Genomic DNA, 26,820 nt, shown 5'->3' with positions numbered 1-26,820 from the left:
CGCCGACGCTAACGGGAACCTGCCGCGGGCCGCTGCCGCGCCCGCACCCGCTTGCCGGCGTTCGGCCTGGTCAGCAAGCGCGTCCCGCGATCGCGGCGGTTCCCCGGTGCGGGCCGGTCCGGTGGCCGGCGCGGGCTGACCGTCCACATCGGTACGCCTAGAATCAGGTCGACGGCGGACACGGGAGGTCGCGGGCCACGATGGCGGAACGGTCGCACGATCAGGACTCCGCGCCCCGGACCGCGTTCACGGCCGCGCTGGCGCAGCTGCGCCGCCGCCTGCCCGACATGTCCGACGAGGTGCTGGCGCGCCGGGCGAGCGGCATCGCGCTGCCGTCCGGACGGCGGATCGCCGTCAACGCGCGCCGGCTCGGCGAATGGATCAACGGCCGCTCGGTGCCCCGTGACTTCGAGCAGGTGCACGCGCTCGTCCAGGCCGTCGAGACCGCCGTGGGCGGGTCGGCCACGGGCCAGTCGCTGCAACGGTGGCGGCAGCTGTGGCGGGCCGCGCACGAGCAGCGCACCGCGGTACGCACACCGCCGGCCACGGGCACGGCGGCGGAGTTGGTGGTCGGCCGCCCGCCCAGCGACGCCGCGTCGCTGCGCGAGCGCTCGGACCTGGCCGCGGCCGTCGACGACGCGCTGCGCGACGGAGCGGTGCGCCAGGTGCTGCTGACCGGGCCGGGTGGGTCGGGCAAGTCGCAGCTCGCGGCCGCGGCGTTCCATCGGGCGCGAGGCGGCGGGGGCCTGTTCGCGTGGGTGTCGGCGTCGTCGCGGCAGTCGCTGCTGACCGGCTACGCCCGGGTCTGGCGGGCGGTCTCGGGCGGAGCATTGGACGGGCCCGCCGCCGCGGCCGGGCGTGCGGCGCATCCGGACGGCTACGGCCACGACGAGGAGACGCAGGCCGACCTGCTGGTCGCCTGGCTGCGCGCCACGCCGCAACCGTGGCTCGTCGTGCTCGACGACGCCGACGACCCGGCCGACCTGGACGGGCTGTGGCCGATCGGCGAGCACGGCCGCAGCATCGTGACGACCCGCCGCCGCGACGCGATGGTGCTGCGTCCCTCGGCGCGGGTCGTGCAGGTGGGCATGTTCACCGGCGCGGAATCGGTGGACTACCTGCGCAACCGCCTGTCGCTGGACCCGGCGGCGGGACACGGCGAGCCGCCGCCCGACGGCGAGCTGGCCGGGCTGGCGGCCGCGCTGGGGCACTTCCCGCTCGCGTTGTCCCAGGCCGCGGCGTTTCTCATCGACACGGGCACCGGCGTCGCGGCGTACCGGCGGCTGCTCGACGACGAGCGGGAGCGGCTGGCCGACCTGTTCCCGCCGTCCTCGCCCGCCGACGGTCACGACCGTACGGTGGCCAGCACCTGGCAGCTGGCCGCGCAGCGGGCCGCGGCCCTGGCCAAGCCGGGCACCGCGCAGCGCATGCTGGAGCTGGTGTCGCTGCTGGCCCCGGTGGGTGTGCCGCAGGAGCTGCTGCTGACCGGCGCGGCCCGGGCCTGGATCGGCGCGGACCGGCGCGAGGCTTTGCCCGCGTTGCGGGCGCTGCACCGGCTCAGCCTGATCACCCACGACGCGGCGACGGTGGCGATGCACGCCCTGGTGCAGCGCGCGGTCCGGGAGTCCGTCCCGGACACCGAGCTGCCCGCCCTGGCGCGTGCCGCCGCGGACGCGCTGGACGAGGCGTGGGCGGCGGAGGACCTTGACCTGCCGGTGTCCGCGCTCTACGACAGCGTGCTGGCGCTGCGCCGGGCAGCCGGCGAGCACCTGTGGCACGGGGGTATGCATCGGCTGCTGCGCCGGATCGGCGAGCACCTGATGGCGCTGGGCCGGACCGGCGCGGCCCGCGACGCCGTGGACGAGCTGCTGCAGCAGGCCCGCGTGCGGCTCGGCGGCGAGCACCGTGACGTGATCTTTCTGGCGGCGCAGCGGGCCCAGGCCGTCGGTGAGCTCGGCGACCCCGCGGCGGCACACGCGGAACTGGGCCGCCTGCGGCATGAGGCCGAACGGTTGCTCGGGGCGGACGACCCGGACACGCTGTGGATCCGCCTGCACGAAGCCCGGCAGCCGTTCGAGCTCGGCTCGCCCAGCGCGTCGCAGAGCGCGCTGGTGCCCCTGTTCGCGCACGCCACGACCGCGCTCGGCGCGGAGCATCCGGTGACGGTGATGGCCCGGCGGTATGCGGCGCTGTGCCGCGGCCTGGCCGGCGACGCGGCCGCGGCGCGGGACGGGCATGCGGAGTTGGCGGACGAGCTGGCGCGGCGGCTGGGCCCGGCGCATCCGGACAGCCTCAACGCCCTGTCCGACCTGGGGCGCTGGATCGGCGAGGCGGGCGACGCGGACCTGGCCGTGCAGACGTACCAGCGCGCGGTGGAGGGGCTCGTCGCGGTGCACGGGCCGCTGCACCACGACACGCTGACCGCCCGGCACAACCTGGCGTACTGGCGCGGTCTGGCCGGGCAGCCGGCGGCGGCGGTCGAGGAGTTCGGGGTCGCCACGAAGGACGCCGAGCGGGCGCTCGGGCCACGGCACCCGACGACGCTGACGTTCCGCACCAACCTGGCCTACTGGACCGGCCTGGCCGACGATCCGGAGGCGGGCATGGCGGCGCTGGCCGCGTTGCAGACGGTCGTGGAGCAGGTGTTGGGGCACGCCCATCCGCGGGCGCTGCGCACCCGTCAGCTGCACGCGCAACTGCGCCACCGCGGCGGGGACGTGGCGGGCGCGGTCGGCGAGCTGACCGCGGTGCTGGCCGACATGCGGGCCGTGCAGAGCGACGACCATCTGCGTACCGGCGAGGTGGCGCTGCTGCTGGCGTCGTGGACCGCGCCGCCCGGCGTGACGGCGGCCGCGCCGGCATCCGCCTGACCGGCTCACTTCCGACGGACGTCGCTCCACGGATCTTGGTTGACCGGGTGCACGCTACCGGCCACAGTGGAGGGCGTGCACCGTGCCCTCCACGCGCTGACCGTGGCCGCGTACCTGACGCTGGTCGCCGGCGTCGTCGTGGCGGAGCCTCCGGTGGCCATGCCGCACCATCCGGTCGCCGCGGTGGTGCTGGGCGCGGTGTACGTCGGGTCGGCCACGGTCGGTTTCGGCCGGGTGCGCCGCCGGTCGGGGCGAGCCCTGCACGTCACGTTCGTGGCGGCCCAGCTGCTGCTGGGTTATGCCGTCTTCGTGACGTCGGGCGCGACGGTCGGCGCGATCCTGCTGCTGCTGGTGCTGGTGAGTCAGAGCGCGCTGCTGCTGCCGCTGCCTGGCGCGCTGGTGGTGGTCGGCCTGGTGCCGTTCGCGCATCTGGGCATGGAGTGGCGGGCCGGGCTGCGCGAGGGGCTGGGCATGCTGGCCGCGGCCGCGTTCGCCGCCGTGCTGACCCGCCTGATCGTGCGCGAGCAGCAGGCCCGCCAGGAGCTGACCCGGGCCCACGAGCAGCTGCGCGAGTACGCGCTGCAGGTCGAGCGGCTGGCCGTGGCACAGGAACGCAACCGGGTCGCCCGTGACATCCACGACGGGCTCGGCCACTCCCTGACAGTGGTGCAGATGCAGGTGAAGGCGGCCCGGGCGGTGCTGGGCACGGACCCGGTCCGGGCCGATGCCGTGCTGGCCAAGGCCCAGGTGCAGGCCGAGGAGGCGCTGGCGGAGGTCCGTCGCTCGGTGGGCGCGATGCGCGAACCGCGGCCGCGCGCGCCGCTCGCCGAGGCGCTGCGTGAGCTGGCCGAGCAGGCCTCCGCGTCGGGCGTGCCGACCAGCCTGGACATCACGGGCCAGGCCCGGCCGCTGATGACCGCCGCGCAGGAGTCGCTTTACCGGGCGGCCCAGGAAGGGCTGACCAACGTGCGCAAACATGCCCGGGCCACCCGGGCCGAGCTGGTCCTCGACTACACCCGCCCGGCCGCGGTCCGGCTGGAGGTCCGCGACGACGGCGCCGGCATCGCCGCCGACGCGGACGGCCCGTCCGGCTACGGCCTGCTGGGGCTACGCGAGCGGGCCGCGCACGCCGGCGGCCGGATGAGCATCGAGTCGGCGCCCGGCGGCGGGGCGACGCTGAGCGTGGAGGTGCCGGGGTGAGTGCCGGGCCGGTGCGGGTGCTGCTCGCCGACGACCAGTCGCTGTTCCGTGAGGCGCTGGCCGTGCTGCTCGGCGTCCGGGACGACATCGTGGTGGTCGGCGAGGCCGGCGACGGCGCGCAGGCCCTGGACCGCGCCGCCGAGCTGCGGCCCGACGTGGTGCTGATGGACCTGCGCATGCCGGTCCTGGACGGGGTGGCGGCCACCCGGCGGATGCGGGTCGAACATCCCGGGGTGCGGGTCATCGTGCTGACCACGTTCGACGACGACGAGGACGTGTTCGCGGCGCTGCGTGCCGGGGCGCTGGGTTACCTGCTCAAGGACGCGTCTTCGGCGCAGCTGGTGGAGGCGGTCCTCGCCGCCGCCCGTGACGAGGCGGTGCTGCAGCCGTCGGTGGCCGCGAAGGTGGTGGCCCGGTTCGCGCGGCTGCCCGACGAACAGCCGGCCGCCCGGCCGCAGCCGCTGGTGGTGCCGCTGTCCGAACGCGAGCTGGAGGTGCTGCGCCTGCTAGCCGACGGCCGGTCCAACCGGGAGATCGCGGCGGCGCTGTTCCTGGCGGAGGGCACGGTCAAGAACCATGTCAGCGGCCTGCTGGCCAAACTCGGCGCCCGCGACCGCACCCAGGCGGCGCTGCGGGCCCGCGCCCTCGACCTGCTGTGACCGACGCCCCCAGGGCTCCGGGCCCGGGTCAGGTCTTTGCCCACCGCCCGCCCGGCGGCCGCCTCGGCCCGATCGTGACCGGTAACCATGACTTCTGGCACCTGTGTGCACGGACCAGCCGGTTCAGGATGGCTGCATGACGACTCCCGCGCCCGGCTCGACCGCCTCTGCCGAACACGCTCCCGCCCGGTCGGCCACCCGCAAGAACCTGCGCTTCGCCCTGCACTTCGCCGAGATGGTCGTCGCCATGGTCGTCGGCATGGTCGCCCTGGGTCCGCTGTGGTCGCTGGCCTGGCCCGGCCTGTCCGACCTGACGGTCCCGAACGTGCTGGTCATGGCCACGAACATGACCGTCGGCATGGCACTGTGGATGCGGTTCCGGCGGCACGGCTGGGCCCGCATCGCCGAGATGTCCGCCGCGATGTACCTGCCGTTCCTGGTCCTGCTGGTGCCCTACGCGTTCGGCGCGGTCTCCGGTGAGGCACTGATGATGGGCGGCCACCTGCTTATGCTGCCGGCGATGCTGGCCGCCATGCTGTGGCGCCACCACGAGTACCGGCACTGAGCACCGCCGGTGACGGATCCGGACCGCCGGCACGCGGTCCCGGCCCGTCACCGGCGGGCGCTCAGGCCAGCCGCACCACGCCCACACCCCGCGGCGGCAGCGACAGCTCACCGTTGCGCCCCCGTGCCCCGACGAGCGGCTCGCCGGGCAGGTCGGTGACCGGGAGCGGCTGGTCGGTGCGGTTGACGAGGAAGCCGAAGCGCTCCTGCCCACGGCGGCGCACGGTCAGCTCGACGCCGCCGCGCGACCCGGGCGGCAGCTCACTCGTCACCCCTGCGGCCGCGGCCAGTCCGTCCAGCACCGTGGTGAGGCCCTGCGGCCCCAGCCGGGTCGACACGTACGCCGCCGAGCCTTCGCCGACGGTGCGGCGGGTGACGGCCGGGTGCCCGGCGTGCTCGCCGGTCGTGTAGCGCGACAGCACGGCCACGTCCGGGCCCGTGACCTGGACCCGCTCGGTCCACAGGGTCGCGGGCAGGCTCTCGTCGACCGTCACGGTCTCGGTGTCGAGCAGCGGCGCGAACTCCTCGACGCGTACGCCGAGCAGGTCGCGCAGCGCGCCGGGGTGGCCGCCGAGCCAGACGTGGTCGTGCTCGTCGACGATGCCGGAGAAGTAGGTGGTGACCAGGTGGCCGCCGGCTTCGACGTAGCCCTGCAGTTCCTTGGCGACCGGTTCGCCGACCATGTGCAGCATCGGGGCCACGACGAGGGAGTAGCCGTCCAGCGCCGTGCCCAGCGGCACGACGTCGGCGCGGATGCCGAGGTTCAGGAACGCGGTGTACCAGTCCAGGGCCTCCTGCCGGTAGCGCAGGCGGTCGGTGGGGTGCGAGTCTGCCTCGACGGCCCACCACGAGTCCCAGTGGAAGACGATCGCGGCGGGCGCCTGCTCCCGGGTCGCCCCGGCGACCGGCGCGAGTTCACGCAGTGTGGCGCCCAGGGCGGTCACGGACCGGAATACGTCGCTGTCGGGACCGGCGTGCGGGACCATCGCCGAGTGGTACTTCTCGGCCCCGGCCGCGGACTGCCGCCACTGGAAGAAGCAGACCGCGTCCGCGCCGTGCGCGACGTGGGTGAGCGAGTCGCGGGCCAGCTCACCGGGCTTCTTGGCGATGTTGATCTGCTGCCAGTTGACGGCGCTGGTGGAGTGCTCCATGAGGAACCACGGCCGGCCGCCGGCGATGTTGCCGGTCAGGTTGGCCGAGAACGACAGCTCGTCGTAGGCCTGCGGGCCCGGCTCGAGGTAGTGGTCGTTGGAGACGAAGTCGATGTCGGCGGCCCAGGCGGCGTAGTCCATGCCCTTGGTCCCACCCATGATCATGAAGTTGTGGGTGACGGGCACGTCGGGGGTGAGCCGGTGCAGGATGTCACGCTCGGCCCGCAGGTGTTCGCGTAGCGCATCGGAGGAGAAGCGCTTGAAGTCCAGCTGCTGGGTCGGGTTGGGGTGGGTGGTGGCCAGCCGCGGCGGCAGGATCTGCGCCCAGTCGCTGTACTCCTGCGACCAGAACGCCGTGCCCCAGGCGTGGTTGAGCGCTTCCACGGTGGCGTAGCGCGCCTGCAGCCAGGTACGGAAGGCGCGGGCCGCGTCGTCGGAGTAGTCGTAGACGTTGTGGCAGCCCAGCTCGTTGGACACGTGCCAGGCCGACAGCGCCGGGTGGTCGGCGTAGCGGCCGGCCATCTTCTCGACCAGGGCCAGCGCGTGCTCGCGGAAGACCGGCGAGGTGGGGCGCCAGTGCTGGCGGCCGCCCGGCCAGAGCGTCTCGCCGCGCTCGTTGACCGGCAGGATCTCGGGGTGTTTCGCGGTGAGCCACGGCGGCGGCGAGGCGGTGGCGGTGGCCAGGTCGACCGCGATGCCGTTGTCGTACAGCAGGCCCATGACCTCGTCGAGCCAGTCGAAGCGCCAGGTGTGCTCGGCGGGCTGCAGCCGCGCCCAGGAGAAGATGCCGAGCGAGACGATGTTGACCCCGGCTTCGCGCATGAGGCGTACGTCGTCGCGCCACACCTCACGGGGCCACTGCTCGGGGTTGTAGTCGGCGCCGTAGGCGATGCCGGGCGCCACGTTGTCGGGCCGGCGCAGCCACTGCGGGCGGGCGGGGTGGGTCACAGGGATGCTCCTTGCGAGGTTGTGCGGTCGGGCCAGGGGCCGCGCCGCAGGCGGTCGGGGTGTGCCGCCCGCGGCGCGGGGTACGTCGCGGGCGGGTTCGTGACCCGCCCGCGGCGCGGGCTACGGTCAGCCGACCGTGAAGCCCTGGTCCTTGCCGTACTTGGCGGACGCCTCCTGCCAGGCCTTGAGGCCGTCGGCCAGCGGCTTGTTCGTCACGTACGCCTGTCCGACGGTGTCGTTGAAGATGCTGTTGGCGTACACCTGGAAGGGCAGGTACGACCAACCGGGCACGACGTCGGCGGCCGACTTCGCGAAGATCTCGTTGGCCTTCTGCCCGCCGAAGTACGGGAACTCCTTGCCCAGGAACTCCGCGGACTTCAGCTCGGCGGTGGTGGCGGGGAACGCGCCGTTGTCGACGCGGATCTTCACGCCCTCACCGGCGGTGGCGTACTTGAGGAACGCGTAGCCCAGCGCGTTGTTCGGGCCGGCCTTCGGGATGGCCAGCGAGCTGCCGCCGTTCTCGGCCGCGGCGTTGGCGCCGGCGGTCCACTGCGGCATGGGCGCGACGCGCCACTTGCCCTTCGCGGCGGGCACGCCGGACTCGAGGTTGGCGGGCATCCACGCGCCGATGACGAGGGTGGCGATGCTGCCGTCGCCGAGGCCCTTGTACCAGCCGTCACTCCACGAGCCGACGGGCGCGAGCAGCTTGTCGCTGATCAGCGTCTGCCACGTGGTGGCGAACTTGGTGGAGCCCTCGTCGGCGAGGTTGAGCTTGACGTTGGTGCCGTCAACGGCGAACGGCTTGCCGCCGGCCTGCCAGATGAGGCTGGTGGTGAAGCCGGCGTCACCGGTGTCGTTGGTGATGTAGGCCTTCGGGTCGGCGGCGTGCAGCTTCTTGGCGGCCGCGGCGTACTCGTCCCACGTGGTCGGCACTTCGATCTTGTGCTTGTCGAAGACCTCCTTGTTGTAGAACAGCGCCATCGGGCCGGAGTCCATCGGCAGGCCGAAGGTGCCGCCGCCGGTCTTCACCGACGACCACGGGCCGGGGGTGAAGGTGCCGTCGAGCTCGCCGGAGCCGAACGCGGCCAGGTCGGTCAGCGACTTGCCGAGGGCGAACTGGGGCAGGGCGTAGTACTCGATCTGCGCGACGTCCGGGACGCCGGAGCCGGCCGCGACCGCGTTCTGCAGCGCGGTGTACTGGTCGTTGCCGGTGCCGGCGTTGACCAGGTTGACCTTGACCTTGGGGTACTTGGCCTCGAAGGCGGTGACGACCTGCTTGAGGGTCGGCTCCCAGGCCCAGACGGTGATCGAGCCGCCCTTGTCGAGTGCGGCCTGGACCTGGTCGGCGGAGACCGGGGTGGTCGTGTCGCCGCCGTCGTCGGAGCCGCAGGCGGCCAGGGCCGCGGTCGTGATCGCGGCCGTGGCGAGCGCCGCTGTGCGCAGGAACGCGCGTCGGTTGGTGAACATCGGTGTCCTCTCAAACGGGGGTGTAGCGCATTTCGTGAGCGGTGAGGTCGGTGGTGTTCAGTCCTTGACGCCGCCGGCGGCCAGGCCGGACTGCCAGTAGCGCTGCAGGAACAGGAAGGCGGCCAGCAGCGGCAGGATCGTCAGCAGCGAGCCGGTGATCACGAGGTGGAAGATGGCCTGCCCGCCGGCGGTGGCGGCCTGGTCGTTCCACGCGTTGAGGCCCAGGGTCAGCGGGTACCAGTCCGGGTCCTTGAGCATGATCAGGGGCAGGAAGTAGTTGTTCCAGGTCGCGACCATGGTGAACAGCGCGACCGTGACGATGCCGGGCGCGAGCAGCGGCATGCAGATGCGCAGGAAGGTGCGCAGCTCGCCCGCGCCGTCCACCCGCGCGGCCTCCAGCAGCTCGCCGGGTATGGCCGAGGCCGCGAACGTCCACATGAGGTAGAGGCCGAACGGGGAGATGAGCGAGGGGATGATCACGGCCCAGGGGGTGTTGGTCAGCCCGAGCTTGGAGAACATCAGGAAGGTGGGCACGGCCAGGGCCGTGCCGGGCACCGCGACGGCGCCGATGACGACGGCGAAGACGCCGCGCTTGCCGGGGAAGTCGAACTTCGCCAGGGCGTATCCGCCCAGCGTGGCCAGCGCGGTCGCGCCGCCGGCGCCCAGCACCACATAGAGCAGGGTGTTGAGCAGCCATCGGACGAACACGCCGTTGTCGTAGGCGAGCGTGTCGCGAATGTTGGTGAACAGCGCGAAGTCGTCGTCGAACCACAGCCCGAACGAGCTGAACAGGCCTTCCTGGGTCTTGCTGGCGTTGATGAGCAGCCAGACCAGCGGCACGAGGCTGTAGATCAGCATGAGCGCGGTGAGTGCGGTCAGCAGCGGGCTGCGCCGCTGCTTGTCCCGGCGTACGGCCCTACGGGCGGCGCGGGCGGGCGCCGGCTTCGGGGCGGCCGTGGTCGTGGGGTGGGGGTGCGTCGTCATGGCTACTTGTCCTTCCGCGTGCCACGCAGCTGGACGGCGTAGGCGACGATCATGGTGAGGATGCCCATGACGATCGCGACGGTCGCGGAGTAGTTGTACTGCTGGCCGGAGAACGACAGCGAGTACGCGTACATGTTCGGGGTGAAGTACGTGGTGATCGCGTTGGGCGCGAGGCTCTGCAGGATGTTGGGCTCGTTGAACAGCTGGAAGCTGCCGATGATCGAGAAGATCGTCGCGATGAGCAGCGCGCCGCGGATCGCGGGGAGTTTGACCGACCGGATGATCTGCAGCTGGCTCGCGCCGTCGAGTTCGGCGGCCTCGTACAGCGACTTCGGCACGACCTGCAGCGCGCTGTAGAAGATCAGCATGTTGTAGCCGACGAACTCCCAGGTGACGATGTTGCCGATGGAGGCGAGCACCAGGTCCGGGGAGAGCGGGTCGGGCAGCGATACGCCGAAGGTGTCGTTGATGTTGCCGACCAGGCCGAACCGGGACCCGTACATGAAGCCCCACATCAGCGTCGCGACCACGGCGGGCACGGCGTAGGGCATGAACACGGCGACGCGGAAGAACGCCTTGCCGTAGAGCCTGCCGCTGTCGATGGCCAGGGCGATCAGCAGCGCCAGGACCAGCATGATCGGCACCTGGACGAGCAGGAACAGGGTGACCCGCCAGGTGGCCGACCAGAACTGCGGGTCGGTGAACACCTGCTGGTAGTTCTCCAGGCCGACGAAGCTGGTGCCGCCGATCAGCCGGGTCCGGAACACGCTCAGGTAGATCGCGTAGGCGATGGGCGCGACGAAGACGAAGGCGAACACCGCCATGAACGGGCCGACGAACGCCCAGCCGGTCCAGGACCGGCGGCGTCGCGCTGGTCTCCCCCGGTCGGCTTGACCGGTGCGCGAGATGGTCGGAGGGGCAAGCACCGTCATGTCTCCTCCTTCCGACAGATCTCAAGAGTGGCTGGTCAGATCAGATGTTTACGCAAACATAGCGCCGCTGCCGAATCACACCGACCTCGCACGAACGGGGATGACTCGATCACGTTGCGTAATGTTTACGTAAACATCAGCTCGGTGATAGTGTCACCGACGCCGAACAGGCGTCAAGAAGCGGTTTCGGATTCGTTACACGAAGCACGCGACGCCCCGGCGGGAGTCGAACGAAGGGAGCACCGGATGAGCCGGCCGAAGGCGTCCCGGGTGTCGATGGCCGACGTGGCCCGGCTCGCCGGCGTCTCCTCGCAGACCGTCTCCCGCGTGGCCAACGGCCACCCCAGCGTGGTCGGCACCACCCGCCAGCAGGTCCTCGCGGCGATGAAGCAGCTCGACTACCGGCCCAACAGCGCCGCCCGCGCGCTCAAGAGCGGCCAGTTCCGCACCATCGGCGTGATCCTGTTCACCCTGTCCAGCACCGGTAACAGCCGCACCCTGGAGGCCATCGCCACGCACGCGGCACTGCAGGGATACGCCATCACGCTCATCCCCGTCGCGATGCCCACCCAGGACAGCGTGCTCGGCGCCTTCACCCGGCTCGGCGAACTCGCCGTCGACGGCGTCATCGTGATCATGGAAGTGCACCTGCTCGACGCCGCGACGGTCACCCTGCCGCCCAACGTGCAGGTGGTGGTCGTCGACTCCGACGCCGACGACCGGTACACCGTCGTCGACACCGACCAGGCCGACGGCGCCCGCCAGGCAGTCACGCACCTGCTCGAACTGGGCCACCGCACGGTGTGGCACGTCACCGGGCCCGAGGAGTCCTTCGCCAGCCAGCGGCGCGCCCAGGCCTGGCGCGACACCCTCGCCGCCGCCGGCCGCGACGTGCCCCCGCCGCTGCACGGCGACTGGTCGGCCGAATCGGGCTACCGGGCCGGGCTCGCCCTGGCCGAAGAACCCGGCTGCACCGCCGTGTTCGTGTCCAACGACCAGATGGCCCTAGGTGTGCTGCGCGCCCTGCACGAACGCGGCCGCGCCGTGCCCGCCGACGTCAGCGTGGTCGGCTTCGACGACATCCCGGACGCGAGCAGCTTCATCCCGCCGCTGACCACCGTCCACCAGGACTTCGCCGAGGTCGGCCGCCGCTGCGTCGAGGGCATCCTGCGCCAGATCGAGCGCGGCGAGACCGAACACGGCACCGCGCTGGTGCCGACCCGCCTGCAGGTGCGCACCAGCACCGCCCCGCCGCCGGGCGACAGCCGGTAATCACGCCGATCTACCGCTTTACCCGCATCGCCGGGCTGCCACCGGTTCGACCGGTGATTCTGCCGATGCCCGTCTCGTTAACATCGATGAAACTGACTCCACTGCTCGATCGACCAGCTCTCCGTCCCCCGCAGCACCGCTGCTGGGGAGCTGGTTCCTCACCGTCAGGAGTGGAACAGTGCAGCAATCCGTCTCGTCCCCCCGCCGGCGGCTCACCCGCCTGATCGCCACCACGTTCGTCGCCACCGCCCTGGCCGCCGGAACCGCCCTGGGCACCGGCGCCCCCGCGTACGCCGACGAGATCGGCCAGGCGCCGACCTCGTCCAACATCACCGGCAACGGCAGCTTCTCGGTGTCCACCTACAACATCTCCAGCCTCGTCAGCGGCTTCGGCGGCGGCGTGGCCTACTACCCGAGCACCGCCGGGCGCTACCCGGTAGTCGCCGTGTCCCCGGGCTTCACCGCCCGCTGGTCCAGCATCAGCTGGATCGGCCCGCGCCTGGCCTCCTGGGGCTTCGTTGTCGTCGGCATCGAGACCAACAGCGTCTACGACCAGCCCGCCAGCCGCGGCAGCCAGCTGCTGGCCGCGCTCAACTGGGCGGTGAACTCGGCCCCGAGCGCCATCACCTCCCGCGCCGACGGCAGCCGCCGCGGCGTCGCCGGCCACTCCATGGGCGGTGGCGGCACCCTGGAGGCCCTGGCGGCCGACACCACCGGCAACGTCAAGGCCGGCGTGCCGCTCGCGCCGTGGAACTCCGACAAGACCTGGAACAACGTCAACGAGCCCGTGCAGATCATCGGCGGCGAGAGCGACACGGTCGCCGGTGTCAGCTCGCACTCCATCCCGTTCTACAACTCCCTCGGCGGGTCCAAGAGCTACGTCGAACTGAACGGCGCCAGCCACTTCTTCCCGCAGACCACCAACGCGACCACCTCGCGGGCCCTGGTCTCCTGGTTCAAGCGCTGGCTCAACCAGGACGCCCGCTTCACGCCGTTCACCTGCGGCTACAGCGGCACGGCGGTGTCGGACTTCCGCACCAACGCCTGCTGAAGCACCTCCACGGACGCGCGGCGGGGGCTGGTCCCCGCCGCGCTTTCCGTGTGCCGCCGCCATCGGGTACGCCGCCGTCGCGGCCCGTATATCGTGGATCGAATGCGGGTGACGACCTGGAACGTGAACTCGGTCAAGCAGCGGCTACCCCGGTTGCTGCCGTGGCTGGACCAGCGGCGGCCCGACGTGGTCTGCCTGCAGGAGACCAAGCTCGCCGACGCCGCCTTCGCCGAGCTGCTGAGCAAGGAACTCGCCGACCGCGGCTACGAGTACGCGGCGCACGGCGAGGCGCGTTGGAACGGAGTCGCGATCCTGTCCCGGGTCGGGCTCGACGACGTCGTGACCGGCATCCCCGGCGGACCCGGCTTCCCGCACCCCGAGGCGCGGGCGGTGTCGGCGACCTGCGGCGGCATCCGCGTGCACTCGGTGTACGTGCCCAACGGCCGCACCCCGGACTCCGACCACTACCAGTACAAACTCACCTGGCTCGCCGCGCTGCGCGACCTCGTCGCCGCAGGTCCGGACGCCGTGATCGTGGCCGGGGACATCAACATCGCGCCGACCGACGCCGACGTGTTCGACCCGGACGCGTTCGCCGGCCAGACCCACGTGACCGCCCCCGAACGGGCCGCCCTGGCGCAACTGCAGGCGGCCGGGCTGCACGACGTCGTCCGCGACCACTGGCCCGACAAGCGGGTCTTCTCGTACTGGGACTACCGCGCGGGCATGTTCCACCAGGACCTCGGCATGCGCATCGACCTGGTGCTGGCCGGCACGCCGGTCGCCGAACGGGTCAAGGCCGCCTGGGTGGACCGGCACGCCCGCAAGGGCACCGGTCCCAGCGACCACGCCCCCGTCGTCGTCGACCTCGACGAGGCCCCGGACGGCGACATCGGACCGGTCGTGCCGCCGCCGTCCGCACCCGCCGCCCGGCGTGGCAAGGCCCGCCTGCCGCAGGCCGCACCGGCCACCCCGGACGACAAGTGAGCGGCGCGGACACTCCACGCCTGCACGTCGGCTGCGCGATGTGGAGCCTCAAGGCGTGGCAGGGGCGCTTCCTGCCGCATCCGAGCACGGCCGAGGAGCGCCTGCGGGCGTACGCCGGCTGGTGCGACGCGGTCGAGGGCAACACGACCTTCTATGCGACCCCGGCTCGCAGCACGGTGGTCTCCTGGGCGCAGCAGACCGACCCGGACTTCCGGTTCGTCGTCAAGCTGCCCAAGCCGATCACCCACGAGCGCCGCCTCACCGACGCCGACACCGAGCTGCGCGCCTTCCTGGACGCGATCGAACCGCTCGGCCCGCGCACCCACGCCGTCTGGCTGCAGTTGCCGGGCTCGTTCACCCCGGCCGATGTGCCTGTGCTAGCGGCGTTCCTGCGCCGCCTGCCCGGCGACCACCGGTATGCCGTCGAGGTGCGCCACCGCGCGTTCTTCGACGACGCCCGCCCGACGCGGGCCCTCGAAGACGTGCTCGCCGCGGCGGACGCCGAATGGGTTTCGTTCGACACCGTCGCGTTCTTCCGGTCCCCGCCGACCAGCGACGCCGAACGCGACGCGTGGACCAAGAAGCCGCGCATGCCGCACCGCTCCCGCGCGCTCACCGACCGGCCGATCATCCGCTACCTGGGCCGCGACGACACCGCGGCGACGGTCGAGGGCTGGCAGCCCTGGGTCGAGACGGTCGCCGGCTGGCTGCGCGAAGGGCGCTCGCCGACCGTGTTCATCCACACCCCCGACAACGCCGACGCGCCCGAACTCGCCCGCCGCTTCCACGACGAGGTGCGCGCCCGCGTGCCGGACCTGCGGCCGCTGCCCCAGCCTGCGCCGACCGAACCGCTGACGCTGTTCTGATCCGCCTCAGCAGGCCTTCTTGTACGGGGGCGGCATCGGCGGGGCGTTGTCCGGCGCCACGTACGCGCCGATCAGCCGGAACAGCGTGTCGCTGGAGTTCGGGTAGACGCCTTTGCAGTCGAACGCGCCCGGCAGGAACGTGGTCGCGACGGAGATGCCGATCTTCTCCTGCGGCAGGTACGCCTCCGTGGCGCTGTAGCCGCCGAGCAGCGGATCCTGCAGGAGCCAGTCGCCCGAGCGGACCACGCCGAGGCCGTAGTTGTACCCGACGATCTGCTTGAAGCACGACGGCGCGCAGTCGGCCTGTGCCTGCCCGAAACCCAGCAGGTTCGGGTCGGTCATCGCCTTATAGCTCGCCTGAGACAGCAGCTTGCCGGTGCCCACGGCGATCGCGGTGGTCGCCAGGTCGTCGATGGTCGACGTCTGGTTCGCGCCGACCGGCGTGCCCCAGTCGGAGTTCCAGTACGTGGCCTCCTCGTAGAACGCGGTCTTCGGCGGCACGCCCAGCGCCTCGCGCCGTTCCGAGCTGTACGAGTGCAGCGCCGGCTCCGGGACGGCCCCGGTCTGGCTGCCGACGGTGTTCTTCAGCCCCATCGGCTCCATGACCCTCTCGCGCAGCAGCACGTCGAGCGCCTTGCCGCCGATCTTCGCAAGGATCTCGCCGAGGATCATGAAGTTGGTGTGCGAGTAGCTCCAGTTCGCGCCGGGCGCGAACTGGATGGGCCGGGAGAACGCGTACTTCAGCCGCCGCTCGAACGTCCACGACTGGAACGGATCGGCGTTGAAGGCCGCGTTCCAGCCGGGGTCGGTCTCGAAGTCCGGGTAGCCCGTGGTCTGGTTGGTCAGCATCTTCAGGGTGACCTTGCCGGACTCGGGCAGTTCCGGCATCCAGCGGTCGATCGTGTCGTCGAGGGCGGCCTTGCCCTCCTCGACGAACAACAGCAGCAGGGTTCCGAGGTACGCGAAGACGACCGCGCCGTTGCGGAAACGCATGTCCGTGGTGGCGGGCACCCCGTCGAGAGACTCGCCGAACGCCTCGGACGTCACCACCTGGTCGCCCTTGGTCACCTTGACGATGACGGCCCGCAGCGACTGGTCCTTCATCGCCGCGCGGACGACGTTCGCGATCCCCTGCGCGTCGGGCGCCTGCGCCGTCGCGGACGTCGCCGCGTCCGCGGGCACCGTGCACGCGCCCAGCAGGAGCACGACGGCGACGGCCCCTGCGGCGGCAGCGCGACGAACTGGCCGAATCATTCCCGGAGCGTATAGGGACAGAAAGGCCGAAAAACACGCAATCAGCAAATGCTCCGAGCACACGCATGTCCGACAACCGGCAGGTCCCGGCGTCGCGCGGCACCTCGGTAGAGTGCGCGGATGCGCCGCCTCATCCGGGGGAACCGGACCGTCTCCGCCACACCGCAGGAGATTTTTGAACTGCTCGCCGACCCCGCCCAGCACCCCCTCATCGACGGGTCGGGATCAGTGCTGGCCGCCCGGGGCGCCCCTCGCCGGCTGGCGCTGGGCATGAAATTCGGCATGGACATGCGCATGGGCGCCGGCTACCGCATCCTCAACACCGTGGTCGAGTTCGAGGAGGGCCGCCTGATCGCGTGGCGGCACTTCAACGGCCACCGCTGGCGCTGGCGGCTGGAACCGGCCGGTGACGGAACCACGCAGGTCACCGAGGAGTTCGACTGGTCGACCGCGCGCGTGCCGCTGCTGATCAGCCTCAGCTGGTTCCCGCGCCGCAACCGCCGGGCGATCACCCGCACCCTCGACCGGCTCGAAGCCCGCTTCGCCCCGCGCTGACCGCCCGCCCGGCGCGGGTGTCGCGTCCACCGTGATCGCCCGCCCGACTGCAGCGTTCGAGCATGTCAGAGGGGTCGTGTCTACTGATCGCACCGGCTCGACCAGGGTGCCGGACCGCGCAGGGCACGAAGGGGAACCGGAACCGTCATGGCCGACCTGAAGGACCACGTCAACGACGCCAGCATCGCCCGGCTGGCCGCGGCCGTCTCCCGCGTCCACCCCGCGTTCCCCACCGCCGACTTCACGGCCGCCGCGGGCCGCGGGCTGGAGCCGCTCGCGCTCAAGCAGCGCGTGTCGGCCGTGGCCGCCCAGCTCGCCGCGTTCCTGCCGCAGCCTTTCCCGCACGCCGCACGCGTCCTGCGCGAGGCCGTCGCCGCGAGCCCGCTGGACATGTGGAGCGGCTGGCCCGCCACCGACTACGTCGCCGGGCACGGCCTCGGCCACCCCGACGACGCGCTGCCCACCCTCGCCGCGCTGACCCCGCACGCCACCGCCGAGTTCGCGATCCGCCCCTACCTCGCCGCGCACCCCGAACGCACGCTCGCCCAACTGCACGTGTGGGCCGCCGACCCCGACCAGCACCTGCGGCGGCTGGCCTCGGAAGGCTCCCGGCCCCGGCTGCCGTGGGCGTCGCGAGTGCCGACGCTGGCCGACCCGCAGGTCACCATCCCGGTGCTGGACCGCCTGCACGACGACCCCGAGCTGTACGTCCGCCGCTCGGTCGCCAACCACCTCAACGACATCACCAAGGACCACCCCGACGTCGCCCTGGCCACGGCCCGGCGCTGGGCCGCCACCGGTGGCGACGGCACCGCCTGGGTGATCCGCCACGCGCTGCGCTCGCTGGTCAAGCAGGGTCATCCGGAGGCGCTGGGGCTGCTCGGCTTCGACCACGGCGCGGACGTCGCCGTCACCGGCCTGACCGTCACGCCGGGCACGCTGCCCATCGGCGGGCAGGTCACCATCGCGTTCACGCTCACCGCCGACACCGGCGTGCGGGCCGCCGTCGACTACGTCGTGCACCATGCGGGAGCGCGCGGGCCCCGCGCGCCGAAGGTGTTCAAGCTGACCACCGCCGATCTCGAGCCCGGGCTCCCCCGCCAGGTCACCCGCCGCCACACGTTCCAGCACGTCAGCGTGCGCCGGCTCTACCCGGGACCGCACCGCATCGATATTCAGGTCAACGGCCGTGTGCTGGCCGGCGCCGAGGTCACCCTCCACGACGGCCACTGAGGACGGCGACGTCCGCGTCCCGGGAGGGTGCACGTCCCGGGACGCGGACGCCTGCGGTCCGGCACCGTGGCGGGAGCGGACCGGTCAGGGGCGGTTCAGCGCGGCGGCAGCGCCGTCAGCAGCGGTGCCGCGTGGTCCAGCCACAGCTTGGCGAGCAGGTCGGTGCCGTGGGGACTCGGGTGGATGCCGTCGGGCGCGAGCCCGGCCGCATCGCCCGCGGCGTTGAGGGCGGTGTCGGCCGGCACGAGCACGGCGGCGTACTCGCGGGCGAGCTCCCGTACGATGTCGATCTTCGGTTCGAGGTCTTCGCGCCACTCGACCTGCTCGGCCCGCACGGGCAGCAGGAACGGCTCGACGAGCACGAGTGCGACGCCGTCGGCGGCCAGCGGGTCGAGCAGCGCCCGGTAGTTCGCTTCGAAGTCGGCCGGGGTGGTCACGGTGCCGCTGTCGTAGCGCCGCCAGGTGTCGTTGATGCCGACGAGGATGCTGACCAGCGAGGGTCGCTCGGCGAGCACGTCGGCGGTCCACCGGTCGCGCAGGTCGCGGGTGCTGTTGCCGCTGATCCCGCGGTTGATCCAGCGCGCCTGGCCGGCCAGGGCGTGGGTGATCCGCAGGACGTAGCCGTCGCCGAGCCCGGCGGGGTCGTCGCGCCGTTCGCAGTCGGTGATGCTGTCGCCGGCGAACAGGACGGTCGGCTTGGTCATGGGTTGATCCTTTCGAGGTCGAGGAGCATGGCCTGCTGGGGGTTGAGGGTCGGCATCGGCACGCCCGCGGTGGCGAGCACGGCGCCGGAGAGTTCGATCGGTCCGCGCGTGGCGCGGGTGATCCATTCGGGGTCGCGGCCCTGGTGGCGGCTTGCCGCGCCGAGCTCTTCGCGGACGGCGACGCGGTAGCGGGCGGCGGGGTCGAGTCCGGGGAAGCGGACGCGGCCGGCCTGTCCGGCCGGTGAGGTGTGGAACCGGACCCAGGTGAACAGGGCGCGGGAGCCGTCGTGGGCGACGGTGCCGTACAGCGCGGTCGCGTCGTCGGCCAGGTCGGCGTTGACGACGCGCCCGGTGTGCAGCAGCGGCCGCAGCTCGCGGTAGAGCCGTGACCAGGCGGTGATCGCGGCGAGTTCGCCGTCGGTCGCGGCGGTGAGGTCCTGTTCGATGCCGGCGTGGGCGGTCAGCGAGGCGACGAGCCGGAACGACAGGTCGGTGGTGCGGGAGGTGGTGTGGGCACGGGCCGCGCCGAGGTGCGAGCCGATGAGTTCGGGGGGTACGAGGGCGCGGGTCCACCGTTCGATCTGGACGCGTTCGACGGGGTCGTTGCAGTCGGAGGCCCATACCCGGTCGGTGCGGTCGAGGATGCCGAGGTCGATGCGGCCCCCGCCGCCGGAGCAGGTCTCGATCTCCAGGTCGGGGTGGCGGGCGCGCAGCTCGTCGAGCAGCCGGTAGAGCGCGAGGGTCTGCCGGCGCACGCCGGGCCGGTCGCCGTCGGGCTGCCGGCTGACGGCTTCGAGCAGGTCGCGGTTGTGGTCCCACTTGAGGTAGTCGATCGAGTATTCGCGGACCAGGGCGTCGATCTGCGCCAGCAGATAGGCGTATGCCTCGGGGCGGGCTATGTCGAGCACGTACTGCTGGCGGGCGCTGGGGCCGAGGCCGGTACGCGGGCCGAGGATCCAGTCCGGATGGCGCCGGGCGAGCTGCGAGTCGAGGTTGACCATCTCGGGTTCGAACCAGAGCCCGAACTGCATGCCGTGGGCGCGTACGACCTTGACGAACGGGTCGAGGCCGTCGGGCCAGACGTCGCGGTCGACGTGCCAGTCGCCGAGGCCCGCGGTGTCGTCGCGGCGGCGGTGGAACCAGCCGTCGTCGAGCACGATGCGTTCGACGCCGACCTCGGCGGCCCGTTCGGCCAGGCGGGTGAGCCGGTCGAGGTCGTGGTCGAAGTAGACGGCCTCCCAGGTGTTGAGCACGAGCGGGCGCGGTGTCGCCGGATGGTGGGGGCGGTCGCGCAGGCGACGGTGCAGCCGGTCGGCGACGCCGTCGATGCCGGCGTCGGACCAGGTGAACAGGACGGTCGGGGCGTCGTAGCGGTCGCCGTCGGTGAGGATGACCTCGCCGGAGTGCAGGGCTTCGCCGGCGCCGATGACGGCGGCGAACGCGCCGGCGGCCTCGGGCAGGCGTTCGGCGAGGTAGCGCTGCTCGCCGCTCCAGGCCAGGTGCATGGCCCAGACCTCGCCGTGGCCGAAGCCGAACGCCTCGGTGCCGGCGACGAGCAGGTAGGGCGAGTCGTGGCCGGGCTTGCCGCGGTGGGTGGCGCGCAGGTGGGTGCCGAAGCCGAACCGGGTGCGCTGGGCGGCGCGTTCGCGGCACCACTTGCCGGTGAAGTCGAGCAGGTCGGTGGCGCGTTCGGGCACGGGCAGCAGGGCGAGCAGGCCGTCGAGGGTGTACGGCGTCGCGCCGGTCGCCGGGTTGAGGGCGGCGTCGCGTTGCACGCTCATCGACACGGCGAGCACGCCGAACCGGTCCAGTTCGTAGGTGATCGTGGAGCGCAGGGCGGTGACCTGGTCGAGGAAGCGGAAGGTGAGCCGGCCGCCGATCCCGTCGGGGGGCACGTCGAGGTGGTGCGAGTCGAGCGCGGGGCGGGGGGTGGTGGCGTGTCCGAGCGCGTTGCCGGCCTGTGCGGTGGTGCCCGACCAGCCGTCGTAGGCGTTGGGCCAGACGGACAGGACCCGGGGCCGGTCCGGTGAGTTGTTGAGGACGGCGGGCTCGGCGGTGAGCCGGAGGTCGTCGCCGCGGCCGTCGGCGGGGTCGCCGAGGTCCGCGCCCCAGTGCAGGACACGGGGGGTGGGATGGCGCACCTCGACGATGAAGGCCGCGCCTCCGGCACGCAGGGCGAGTACGGCTTCGGCGCCGGAATGCATGGTTCAGAGCCTCCGTGGACGTTACGACAAGGTTACTTGACGACGTAAATTAATCATGTTTAGTCTGTCGCGGCAAGCGCAGGAGCAGATCGAAAACCCCCGCCGTGGCAACGGCGCGACAGATCGAACATGCGGGAGCAGGACCAATGGCGCTCTTGGAAACACCGGCCCGCGAGACGCGGCCACCACAGCCGGCGACGCGGCGGCGCGGCAGGGGCCGCGGCGCGGTCAACGTGAACTCCCCCGCCCACCGCGGCGACGCCCGCCTGGCGTGGGTGCTCATCGCGCCCTCGCTGATCGGGTTCGCCGTCTTCGCGGTCTACCCGACGCTGCGCGGGCTCTACCTGAGCTTCACCGACTTCGCGGTGCTCACCCCGCCCGCCTGGGTCGGGTTCGACAACTACGTGAAGCTCGCCTCCGACGACGTGTTCTGGTCCGCGCTGGGCGTCACCGTCTACTTCGTCGCGCTCTCGGTGACCATGAGCCTGGCCGTGTCGATCGTGACCGCGGCGGTGCTGCACCGCCTCACGTCCTCGACCGTCATCCGGGGCCTGATCATCCTGCCGTTCCTCATCTCCGCGGTCGTCGCCGCGACCGTGTGGGCGTGGATGCTCGACGCCCAGCTCGGCATCGTCAACATCGCCATCGAATCGCTCGGCGGCGACGGCGTACGCTTCCTGACCTCCCGCGAATGGGCGATCCCGTCGATCGCGCTGATCAACGTGTGGAAGCAGATGGGCTACACGTCGATCATCATCTTCGCCGGCCTGCAGACCATCCCGCCCACCGTCTACGAGGCCGGGCGCATCGACGGCGCGAGCGAGCTGCAGATGTTCCGCAGGCTCACACTCCCCCTGCTGCGCCCGATCCTGGCCCTGGTGCTGGTCCTCAACGTCATCGGCGCGTTCCAGGTGTTCGACATCGTCCAGGTCACCACGAAGGGCGGGCCGGCCAACGCCTCCAACGTGCTGCAGATGCTGATCTACAGCAAGGCGTTCGGGCAGTTCGACTTCGGCTACGCCTCGGCGATGTCGTTCGCGCTGTTCGCGATCCTGCTCGTCATCACGTTCCTGCAGATGCGCCTGCTGCGCGCCAACGAATCGGAGGTCAGCGCATGACCGCCACCGCCACCCGCCGCCGCCGCGGCTGGACCGTCGGCAAGGCCGCCGCCTGGACGTACCTGCTCGGCGTGCTGTTCGTGACGATCTTCCCGTTCTACTGGATCCTGCGCACCGCGCTGTCGGACAACTACGCGCTCATGGCCGAGCCCGCCTCGCTGCTGCCCGCGGGCTTCACCTGGGGACCGTTCCGGCGCGTGCTCGGGCTCGCCACGACCGAGGAGTCCATCGCCGAGGGCGGCTCGGGCGCGTCCGTCGAGCTCGGACACTTCCTGGTCAACTCCGTCATCTACGCGACGTTGTCCACGGCGCTGATCGTGTTCTTCTCGACCATCGCCGCGTACGCCTTCGCCCGCCTGCACTGGCGCGGCCGCGACCTGGTGTTCAGCCTGTTCCTGACCGCGCTGATGGTGCCCGGCATCCTCACCCTGCTGCCGAACTTCGTGCTGGTGAAGGAACTCGGCCTGCTCAACACCTTCGCCGGGATGATCCTGCCCGGGTCGCTGTTCTCCGCCTTCAACATCTTCTTCCTGCGGCAGTTCATGCTCGGCCTGTCCACCGAGATCGAGGAGGCGGCGCTGCTCGACGGCGCGGGGCGGCTGCGCGTGCTGTTCGGCATCACCCTGCCGATGACCAGCGGGCCCGTCATCACGCTGTCGATCCTCGGCTTCATCGGCATGTGGAACGACTACTTCTGGCCCCTGCTGGTCACCAGCGACGAGTCCGTGCAGCCGCTGACCCTCGCGCTGGCCGTGTTCAAGCAGTCCTCGCCGCAGGCGCAGCCCGACTGGGCGGGCCTGATGGCGGCGACGCTGGTCGCGGCCCTGCCGATGCTGGCGCTGTTCATGGTGTTCGGTAAGCGCATCGTCAACTCCATCGGCTTCTCCGGGGTGAAGTGATGACGCCGACGCTGCGCCTGGCCTGGCGCCGACCCGCGCAGGAGTGGGTCGAGGCCACACCCCTGGGCAACGGCCGCATCGGCGCGATGGCCTTCGGCGGTGCCCGGGCCCGCATCCAGGTCAACGACGCCACCATCTGGTCCGGGCACCCCGACGGACCGGCCGACGCGCTCGACGACCTCATCGCGGGCGGGGCCGGACCGGCCCGGCTCGCCGAGGTCCGGGCCGCCATCGACGCCGAGGACCTGCGCCGGGCCGAGGCGCTGCTGATGAGCTTCCAGGGCCCGTACTCCCAGGAGTTCCTGCCGTTCGTCGACCTGGCGCTGGACACCCGCGGCGCGGTCGTCGCGCCCGATGGGGCCGCCCGCGTGCTCGACCTCGACCAGGCACACCTGACCGAAGTCCTGCACGTCGACGGGGTCGCCGTCACGCGCCGCACCTACGTCAGCGCACCCGCCGGCTGCCTGGTCGTCGAGTACACGGCCGAGTCCCCCGTGCTCGACGTCGACCTGCGCCTGTCGACGCCGCTGCGCGAGGCGGGACGCGACACCGCCCCTACCGGCCTCACCCTCGACGTGCTCGCGCCGGTCGACGGCGCGCCCGCGCACGAACCCTCGGTCGAACCGGCGCACCGCTACCTCGACGGCGACGGCTTCGACCACTTCGCGACCGCGGCACTCGCGGTCGAAAGCGACGGAACCCACGGTTCCGACGGTGACACCCTGCAGATCCGCGGGGCGAGCCGGCTGCTGATCGCACTGTCGACGTCGAGTAGGGCTGCACTGTGGTGGGCTGACCCTGACTGCGACGGCTGGCGGACCTCCTCCCGCGAGGAGATCCGGGAGCACGCCCGCTCGACCGCGGCCGCCGCCCTGCGGCGCACCGCGTCCGAGCTGTTCACCGAGCACCTCGCCGACGTGCGGGACCATGCCTCGGGGGCGCGCTTCGCGATCGGCGGCCGGCGCGGCGGCACCTGGGACGTCGACACCGACATCCTGCACGGCGACGACGAAGGTCTGCGCGTCACCGTGCTCGCCGAGTACGGCCGCTACCTGCTGGCAGCCTCGTCGCGCACCGGCGGGCCGGCCGCGAACCTGCAGGGCATCTGGAACGACGAGCTGCGGCCGCCGTGGTCGTCCAACTACACCATCAACATCAACACGCAGATGAACTACTGGCCCGCACCGGTGGTCGGACTCGACCACGCGATCGAGCCGCTGACCGCGCTCGTGCAGCGGATGGCCCGCACCGGCTCCGACGTCGCCAACCGCCTCTACGGCGCGCGCGGCTGGGTCGCCCACCACAACAGCGACCTGTGGGGCTGGAGCCTGCCGGTCGGCATGGGACACGGCGGCCCGAGCTGGGCGATGTGGATGATGGGCGGGGTATGGCTGACCCACAACCTGTGGGACCGCTACGAGTTCAGCGGCGACCGAGACCTGCTCGCGGACACCGTATGGCCGCTCATGCGCGGCGCGGCCCTGTTCTGCCTCGACTGGCTCGTCGACGACCCGGCCACCGGACGGCTGCGGACCATCCCCTCGACCTCCCCCGAGAACCTGTACGTCGGCCGCGACGGAGCATCCGAGGCGATCGGCGTCTCCACCACGACGGACCTGGCCCTCATCCGGGCCCTGTTCGAGCGCTCCCGCACGGCCATCGAGGTGCTGGGGGCCGACGACCCGCTCGACGCCGAACTGGCCGCCGCCCTCGACCGGCTCCCCCGGCTCGACGCCGGCCCCGACGGCCGGCTGCGCGAATGGTCGACCGACGTCGCCGACGTGGACCCGCACCACCGGCACCTGTCCCCGCTGGTCGCCCTGTACCCGCTCGACCTGATCGACCCCACCCGCACGCCCGCCCTCGCCGAGGCCGCGCGCCGTTTCCTCGACGGTCGCGGACCCGGGGCGATGGGCTGGTCGTGGGCGTGGAAGGTCGCGCTCCGGGCCCGGCTCGGCGACGCCGCGCAGGCCCGTGGGCTGCTGCTCGAAGCGTTCACCGCGTTCGACCGCGACCATCGCAGGCTCGCTCCCGTCGACGGGTCCGAGTGGGGTGGGTTGCTGCCGAACCTGTTCAGCACCCACCCGCCGTTCCAGATCGACGGTAACTACGGGTTCACCGCGGCGATCGCCGAGATGCTCGTGCAGAGCCACGGCGGCCGCATCCGCCTGCTGCCCGCACTGCCCGCGGCCTGGCCCGACGGCCAGGTGACCGGACTGCGCGCCCGCGGCGGCCGCGAAGTCGACCTGAGCTGGCGCGGCGGCGTGCTCGACCGCGCCGTCATCCGCGACCTCACCGGCACCGCGCACCGCATCGCCGTCGAGCACGGCGGCCAGGTGCGCGAACTCGACCTACCGCCCCACGGCGAGGTCACCCTGCCGAGCGCGTGAGCGCCGGCCCACCGACCCACCACAACACATCACGCACACCCGATCGGGCGTCAGCGACGGCGCCCCGCCACCCACAGTGAGGAACTCGTGAAACCGCAGCGAATCGCATCGGCGTTAGCGTTCGTCGTCATCGCCGCCTCCGCGCTCACCGCATGCTCGACCGCCGAAGAGACCAGCGCCGGCAGCGGCACGGTCAACTGGTGGACCTGGGACGAGCGGCAGGCCGCCTCGTACCATAAGTGCCTGCCCGGCTTCCAGAAGGACAACCCCGGCATCACCGTCAAGATCTCGCAGTACGGGGTGGCCGACTACTTCACCAAGCTCACCGCCGGTTTCGTCTCGGGCGCGGCGCCCGACGCCTTCCAGAACAGCGTGCCGCTGCTGGGCGCGTACGCCGGCCAGAAGCAGATCATGCCGCTCGACGACCTGATCAAGAAGACCAACTACGACCTGAAGGTCTTCAACATCGGCGTCGACTCGTGGAAGTACACCGACGGCAAGCAGTACGGCATCCCGCTGGACTGGGCCGGCGCCGCGATCTACTTCAACGAGGCCAAGGTGACCGAGGCGGGCCTGACCGCGGACCAGGTCAAGAACATGACCTGGAACCCCGACGACGGCGGCACCTTCGACGACATCGTCGCGCACCTCACCGTCGACAAGAAGGGCGTCCGCGGCGACCAGGCCGGGTTCGACAAGGCCAACGTCGCCACCTACGGCATCGGCAGCCTCGCCTCCGGCGACTTCAACGGCCAGACCTCGTGGAACTCGTTCGTGTCCACCCTGGGCTGGCGCATGGGCGACAAGCCCGCGTGGCCGACCCGGTTCCAGTACGACACCCCCGAGTTCGCCAAGACCCTCGAGTACCTACGCGGGCTCGGCGACCGCGGCCTGATGCCCGGCTACGGGCAGCTGACGGTCTCGGGCAGCCAGCAGGTCGGCTCCGGCACCGTCGCGATGATCCAGGGCGGCACCTGGGACGCGACCTCGATCACGAAGATCCCGGGCGTCAAGGTCGGCATCGCGCCGACCGTCAAGGGACCCCAGGGCCGCTCGATGATCAGCAACTCGAACGCCAACAACATCTACGTCGGCACCAAGAACCTCGACGCGACGTGGAAGTGGGTCACCTACATGGGTTCGGAGGCCTGCCAGTCGGCCGCCGGCGTCGACGCGACGTTCCTGCCCTCGATCGCCAAGTCGCTGCAGGCCGCCGTCGACGCGCAGAAGGCACAGGGGCTCGACCTGTCGGGCTTCGTCAACGCGCTGAACAACGGCGAGCTGTGGGCGGCCCCGCCGACGGCCAACGGCCAGGAGCTCGCCGACACGATCAAGCCGCTGTTCGAGGCGTACTTCAGCGGTGAGCGCGACAAGAACGTGTTCGGTGAGATGGCGAAGAAGACCGAGGAGATCCTCGGCGAGTGATACCCGGCGCGGGGGCGGGAACGGCGTTCGCGCCCGCCCTGCCCCCGCACCCTTACCGTATTGCTCGGACCACGCGCCACCCACGCC

The 26,820-nt window shown here is 71.9% G+C and carries 21 protein-coding genes; 14 read left to right on the top strand and 7 right to left on the bottom strand.

Translation table 11 applies throughout. The features are described 5' to 3' along the window. The first annotated feature begins 200 nt into the window (after positions 1-200). From F9C41_RS19605 to F9C41_RS19590, 4 genes are all read left to right on the top strand, one after another. Positions 201-2,870, top strand: coding sequence for a tetratricopeptide repeat protein (locus F9C41_RS19605; RefSeq protein ID WP_155388263.1), 2,670 nt, complete (start codon positions 201-203; stop codon positions 2,868-2,870). Between the two features lie 75 nt (positions 2,871-2,945). Then, positions 2,946-4,070, top strand: a complete 1,125-nt coding sequence (locus F9C41_RS19600) for a sensor histidine kinase (RefSeq protein ID WP_196279846.1) — start codon at positions 2,946-2,948, stop codon at positions 4,068-4,070. After that, complete coding sequence (locus F9C41_RS19595) at positions 4,067-4,729, top strand: response regulator (RefSeq protein ID WP_155388262.1); 663 nt, start codon at positions 4,067-4,069, stop codon at positions 4,727-4,729. Before F9C41_RS19600 ends, F9C41_RS19595 begins: the two co-directional genes overlap by 4 nt. A gap of 136 nt (positions 4,730-4,865) precedes the next feature. Beyond that, positions 4,866-5,294 carry a hypothetical protein gene (locus tag F9C41_RS19590; protein WP_155388261.1) on the top strand — a complete coding sequence of 143 codons (429 nt, stop codon included), beginning with the start codon at positions 4,866-4,868 and terminating at the stop codon, positions 5,292-5,294. A 61-nt stretch (positions 5,295-5,355) separates the two neighbouring features. Here F9C41_RS19590 and F9C41_RS19585 read toward each other — a convergent pair whose 3' ends face one another. The 4 genes from F9C41_RS19585 to F9C41_RS19570 form a co-directional block, all read right to left on the bottom strand. Next, entirely contained in the window at positions 5,356-7,398 is a 2,043-nt protein-coding gene (locus tag F9C41_RS19585; RefSeq protein ID WP_407924706.1) for a beta-galactosidase, read from the bottom strand. Positions 7,399-7,518: 120 nt separating this feature from the next. After that, positions 7,519-8,859, bottom strand: coding sequence for an extracellular solute-binding protein (locus F9C41_RS19580; protein WP_155388260.1), 1,341 nt, complete (start codon positions 8,857-8,859; stop codon positions 7,519-7,521). Between the two features lie 57 nt (positions 8,860-8,916). Beyond that, the gene (locus F9C41_RS19575; protein WP_155388259.1) at positions 8,917-9,843 is read right to left on the bottom strand and encodes a carbohydrate ABC transporter permease; all 927 of its coding nucleotides are present in this window, start codon (positions 9,841-9,843) and stop codon (positions 8,917-8,919) included. Positions 9,844-9,845: 2 nt separating this feature from the next. Continuing rightward, the gene (locus F9C41_RS19570; RefSeq protein ID WP_155388258.1) at positions 9,846-10,775 is read right to left on the bottom strand and encodes a carbohydrate ABC transporter permease; all 930 of its coding nucleotides are present in this window, start codon (positions 10,773-10,775) and stop codon (positions 9,846-9,848) included. A gap of 246 nt (positions 10,776-11,021) precedes the next feature. Between F9C41_RS19570 and F9C41_RS19565 the strand changes: the two genes are divergently transcribed. The 4 genes from F9C41_RS19565 (at position 11,022) to F9C41_RS19550 (ending at position 14,951) form a co-directional block, all read left to right on the top strand. Then, positions 11,022-12,047: a LacI family DNA-binding transcriptional regulator gene (locus F9C41_RS19565; RefSeq protein WP_155388257.1), complete on the top strand. Its 1,026-nt coding sequence runs from the start codon at positions 11,022-11,024 to the stop codon at positions 12,045-12,047. A 178-nt stretch (positions 12,048-12,225) separates the two neighbouring features. Further along, positions 12,226-13,098: an alpha/beta hydrolase family protein gene (locus F9C41_RS19560; protein ID WP_230689762.1), complete on the top strand. Its 873-nt coding sequence runs from the start codon at positions 12,226-12,228 to the stop codon at positions 13,096-13,098. Positions 13,099-13,200: 102 nt separating this feature from the next. Next, positions 13,201-14,085 carry an exodeoxyribonuclease III gene (locus tag F9C41_RS19555; protein WP_155388256.1) on the top strand — a complete coding sequence of 295 codons (885 nt, stop codon included), beginning with the start codon at positions 13,201-13,203 and terminating at the stop codon, positions 14,083-14,085. Between the two features lie 38 nt (positions 14,086-14,123). Beyond that, entirely contained in the window at positions 14,124-14,951 is an 828-nt protein-coding gene (locus F9C41_RS19550) for a DUF72 domain-containing protein (protein WP_155388304.1), read from the top strand. 6 nt (positions 14,952-14,957) lie between these two features. Here the strand turns inward: F9C41_RS19550 and F9C41_RS19545 are convergent, their stop codons facing one another. Further along, the gene (locus F9C41_RS19545) at positions 14,958-16,205 is read right to left on the bottom strand and encodes a serine hydrolase domain-containing protein (RefSeq protein WP_155388255.1); all 1,248 of its coding nucleotides are present in this window, start codon (positions 16,203-16,205) and stop codon (positions 14,958-14,960) included. A 120-nt stretch (positions 16,206-16,325) separates the two neighbouring features. Here F9C41_RS19545 and F9C41_RS19540 point away from each other — a divergent pair, with 120 nt between their 5' ends. Together F9C41_RS19540 and F9C41_RS19535 are read left to right on the top strand one after the other, a co-directional pair. Continuing rightward, positions 16,326-16,760 carry an SRPBCC family protein gene (locus F9C41_RS19540; protein ID WP_155388254.1) on the top strand — a complete coding sequence of 145 codons (435 nt, stop codon included), beginning with the start codon at positions 16,326-16,328 and terminating at the stop codon, positions 16,758-16,760. Between the two features lie 147 nt (positions 16,761-16,907). Beyond that, positions 16,908-17,993: a DNA alkylation repair protein gene (locus F9C41_RS19535; RefSeq protein ID WP_155388253.1), complete on the top strand. Its 1,086-nt coding sequence runs from the start codon at positions 16,908-16,910 to the stop codon at positions 17,991-17,993. Positions 17,994-18,088: 95 nt separating this feature from the next. Here F9C41_RS19535 and F9C41_RS19530 read toward each other — a convergent pair whose 3' ends face one another. Continuing rightward, complete coding sequence (locus F9C41_RS19530) at positions 18,089-18,697, bottom strand: SGNH/GDSL hydrolase family protein (RefSeq protein ID WP_155388252.1); 609 nt, start codon at positions 18,695-18,697, stop codon at positions 18,089-18,091. After that, positions 18,694-20,901, bottom strand: coding sequence for an alpha-galactosidase (locus tag F9C41_RS19525; RefSeq protein ID WP_155388251.1), 2,208 nt, complete (start codon positions 20,899-20,901; stop codon positions 18,694-18,696). The genes F9C41_RS19530 and F9C41_RS19525 overlap by 4 nt, the downstream gene beginning before the upstream one ends. Before the next feature lie 146 nt (positions 20,902-21,047). Here F9C41_RS19525 and F9C41_RS19520 point away from each other — a divergent pair, with 146 nt between their 5' ends. The 4 genes from F9C41_RS19520 to F9C41_RS19505 all read left to right on the top strand — a co-directional run bounded on the left by F9C41_RS19520 (position 21,048) and on the right by F9C41_RS19505 (position 26,733). Next, positions 21,048-22,019, top strand: a complete 972-nt coding sequence (locus F9C41_RS19520; RefSeq protein WP_155388250.1) for a carbohydrate ABC transporter permease — start codon at positions 21,048-21,050, stop codon at positions 22,017-22,019. Beyond that, on the top strand, positions 22,016-22,918 hold the full coding sequence (locus F9C41_RS19515; protein ID WP_155388249.1) for a carbohydrate ABC transporter permease: 903 nt from the start codon (positions 22,016-22,018) through the stop codon (positions 22,916-22,918). The genes F9C41_RS19520 and F9C41_RS19515 overlap by 4 nt, the downstream gene beginning before the upstream one ends. Continuing rightward, entirely contained in the window at positions 22,918-25,308 is a 2,391-nt protein-coding gene (locus F9C41_RS19510; protein ID WP_155388248.1) for a glycosyl hydrolase family 95 catalytic domain-containing protein, read from the top strand. Before F9C41_RS19515 ends, F9C41_RS19510 begins: the two co-directional genes overlap by 1 nt. 87 nt (positions 25,309-25,395) lie before the next feature. After that, positions 25,396-26,733 (top strand): ABC transporter substrate-binding protein, encoded by a 1,338-nt coding sequence (locus F9C41_RS19505; protein ID WP_230689761.1) that lies wholly within the window; start codon positions 25,396-25,398, stop codon positions 26,731-26,733. Positions 26,734-26,820 lie beyond the last annotated feature (87 nt).

Origin of the sequence: Catellatospora paridis, assembly GCF_009720365.1 — a bacterium.
GTDB classification, from domain to species: domain Bacteria; phylum Actinomycetota; class Actinomycetes; order Mycobacteriales; family Micromonosporaceae; genus Catellatospora; species Catellatospora paridis.
The sequence above is the reverse complement of the archived record's forward strand: the minus strand, read 5'-3'. Positions and strand labels throughout refer to the sequence as shown.

Excerpts from the sequence above, each read along its gene's own strand:
- F9C41_RS19550 (WP_155388304.1), top strand. The coding sequence starts at position 14,124 with ATGTGGAGCCTCAAGGCGTGGCAGGGGCGCTTCCTGCCGCATCCGAGC.
- F9C41_RS19575 (WP_155388259.1), bottom strand. The coding sequence starts at position 9,843 with ATGACGACGCACCCCCACCCCACGACCACGGCCGCCCCGAAGCCGGCG.
- F9C41_RS19525 (WP_155388251.1), bottom strand. The coding sequence starts at position 20,901 with ATGCATTCCGGCGCCGAAGCCGTACTCGCCCTGCGTGCCGGAGGCGCG.
- F9C41_RS19580 (WP_155388260.1), bottom strand. The coding sequence starts at position 8,859 with ATGTTCACCAACCGACGCGCGTTCCTGCGCACAGCGGCGCTCGCCACG.
- F9C41_RS19605 (WP_155388263.1), top strand. The coding sequence starts at position 201 with ATGGCGGAACGGTCGCACGATCAGGACTCCGCGCCCCGGACCGCGTTC.
- F9C41_RS19515 (WP_155388249.1), top strand. The coding sequence starts at position 22,016 with ATGACCGCCACCGCCACCCGCCGCCGCCGCGGCTGGACCGTCGGCAAG.
- F9C41_RS19540 (WP_155388254.1), top strand. The coding sequence starts at position 16,326 with ATGCGCCGCCTCATCCGGGGGAACCGGACCGTCTCCGCCACACCGCAG.
- F9C41_RS19510 (WP_155388248.1), top strand. The coding sequence starts at position 22,918 with ATGACGCCGACGCTGCGCCTGGCCTGGCGCCGACCCGCGCAGGAGTGG.
- F9C41_RS19555 (WP_155388256.1), top strand. The coding sequence starts at position 13,201 with ATGCGGGTGACGACCTGGAACGTGAACTCGGTCAAGCAGCGGCTACCC.
- F9C41_RS19520 (WP_155388250.1), top strand. The coding sequence starts at position 21,048 with ATGGCGCTCTTGGAAACACCGGCCCGCGAGACGCGGCCACCACAGCCG.
- F9C41_RS19535 (WP_155388253.1), top strand. The coding sequence starts at position 16,908 with ATGGCCGACCTGAAGGACCACGTCAACGACGCCAGCATCGCCCGGCTG.
- F9C41_RS19530 (WP_155388252.1), bottom strand. The coding sequence starts at position 18,697 with ATGACCAAGCCGACCGTCCTGTTCGCCGGCGACAGCATCACCGACTGC.
- F9C41_RS19570 (WP_155388258.1), bottom strand. The coding sequence starts at position 10,775 with ATGACGGTGCTTGCCCCTCCGACCATCTCGCGCACCGGTCAAGCCGAC.
- F9C41_RS19565 (WP_155388257.1), top strand. The coding sequence starts at position 11,022 with ATGAGCCGGCCGAAGGCGTCCCGGGTGTCGATGGCCGACGTGGCCCGG.
- F9C41_RS19590 (WP_155388261.1), top strand. The coding sequence starts at position 4,866 with ATGACGACTCCCGCGCCCGGCTCGACCGCCTCTGCCGAACACGCTCCC.
- F9C41_RS19545 (WP_155388255.1), bottom strand. The coding sequence starts at position 16,205 with ATGATTCGGCCAGTTCGTCGCGCTGCCGCCGCAGGGGCCGTCGCCGTC.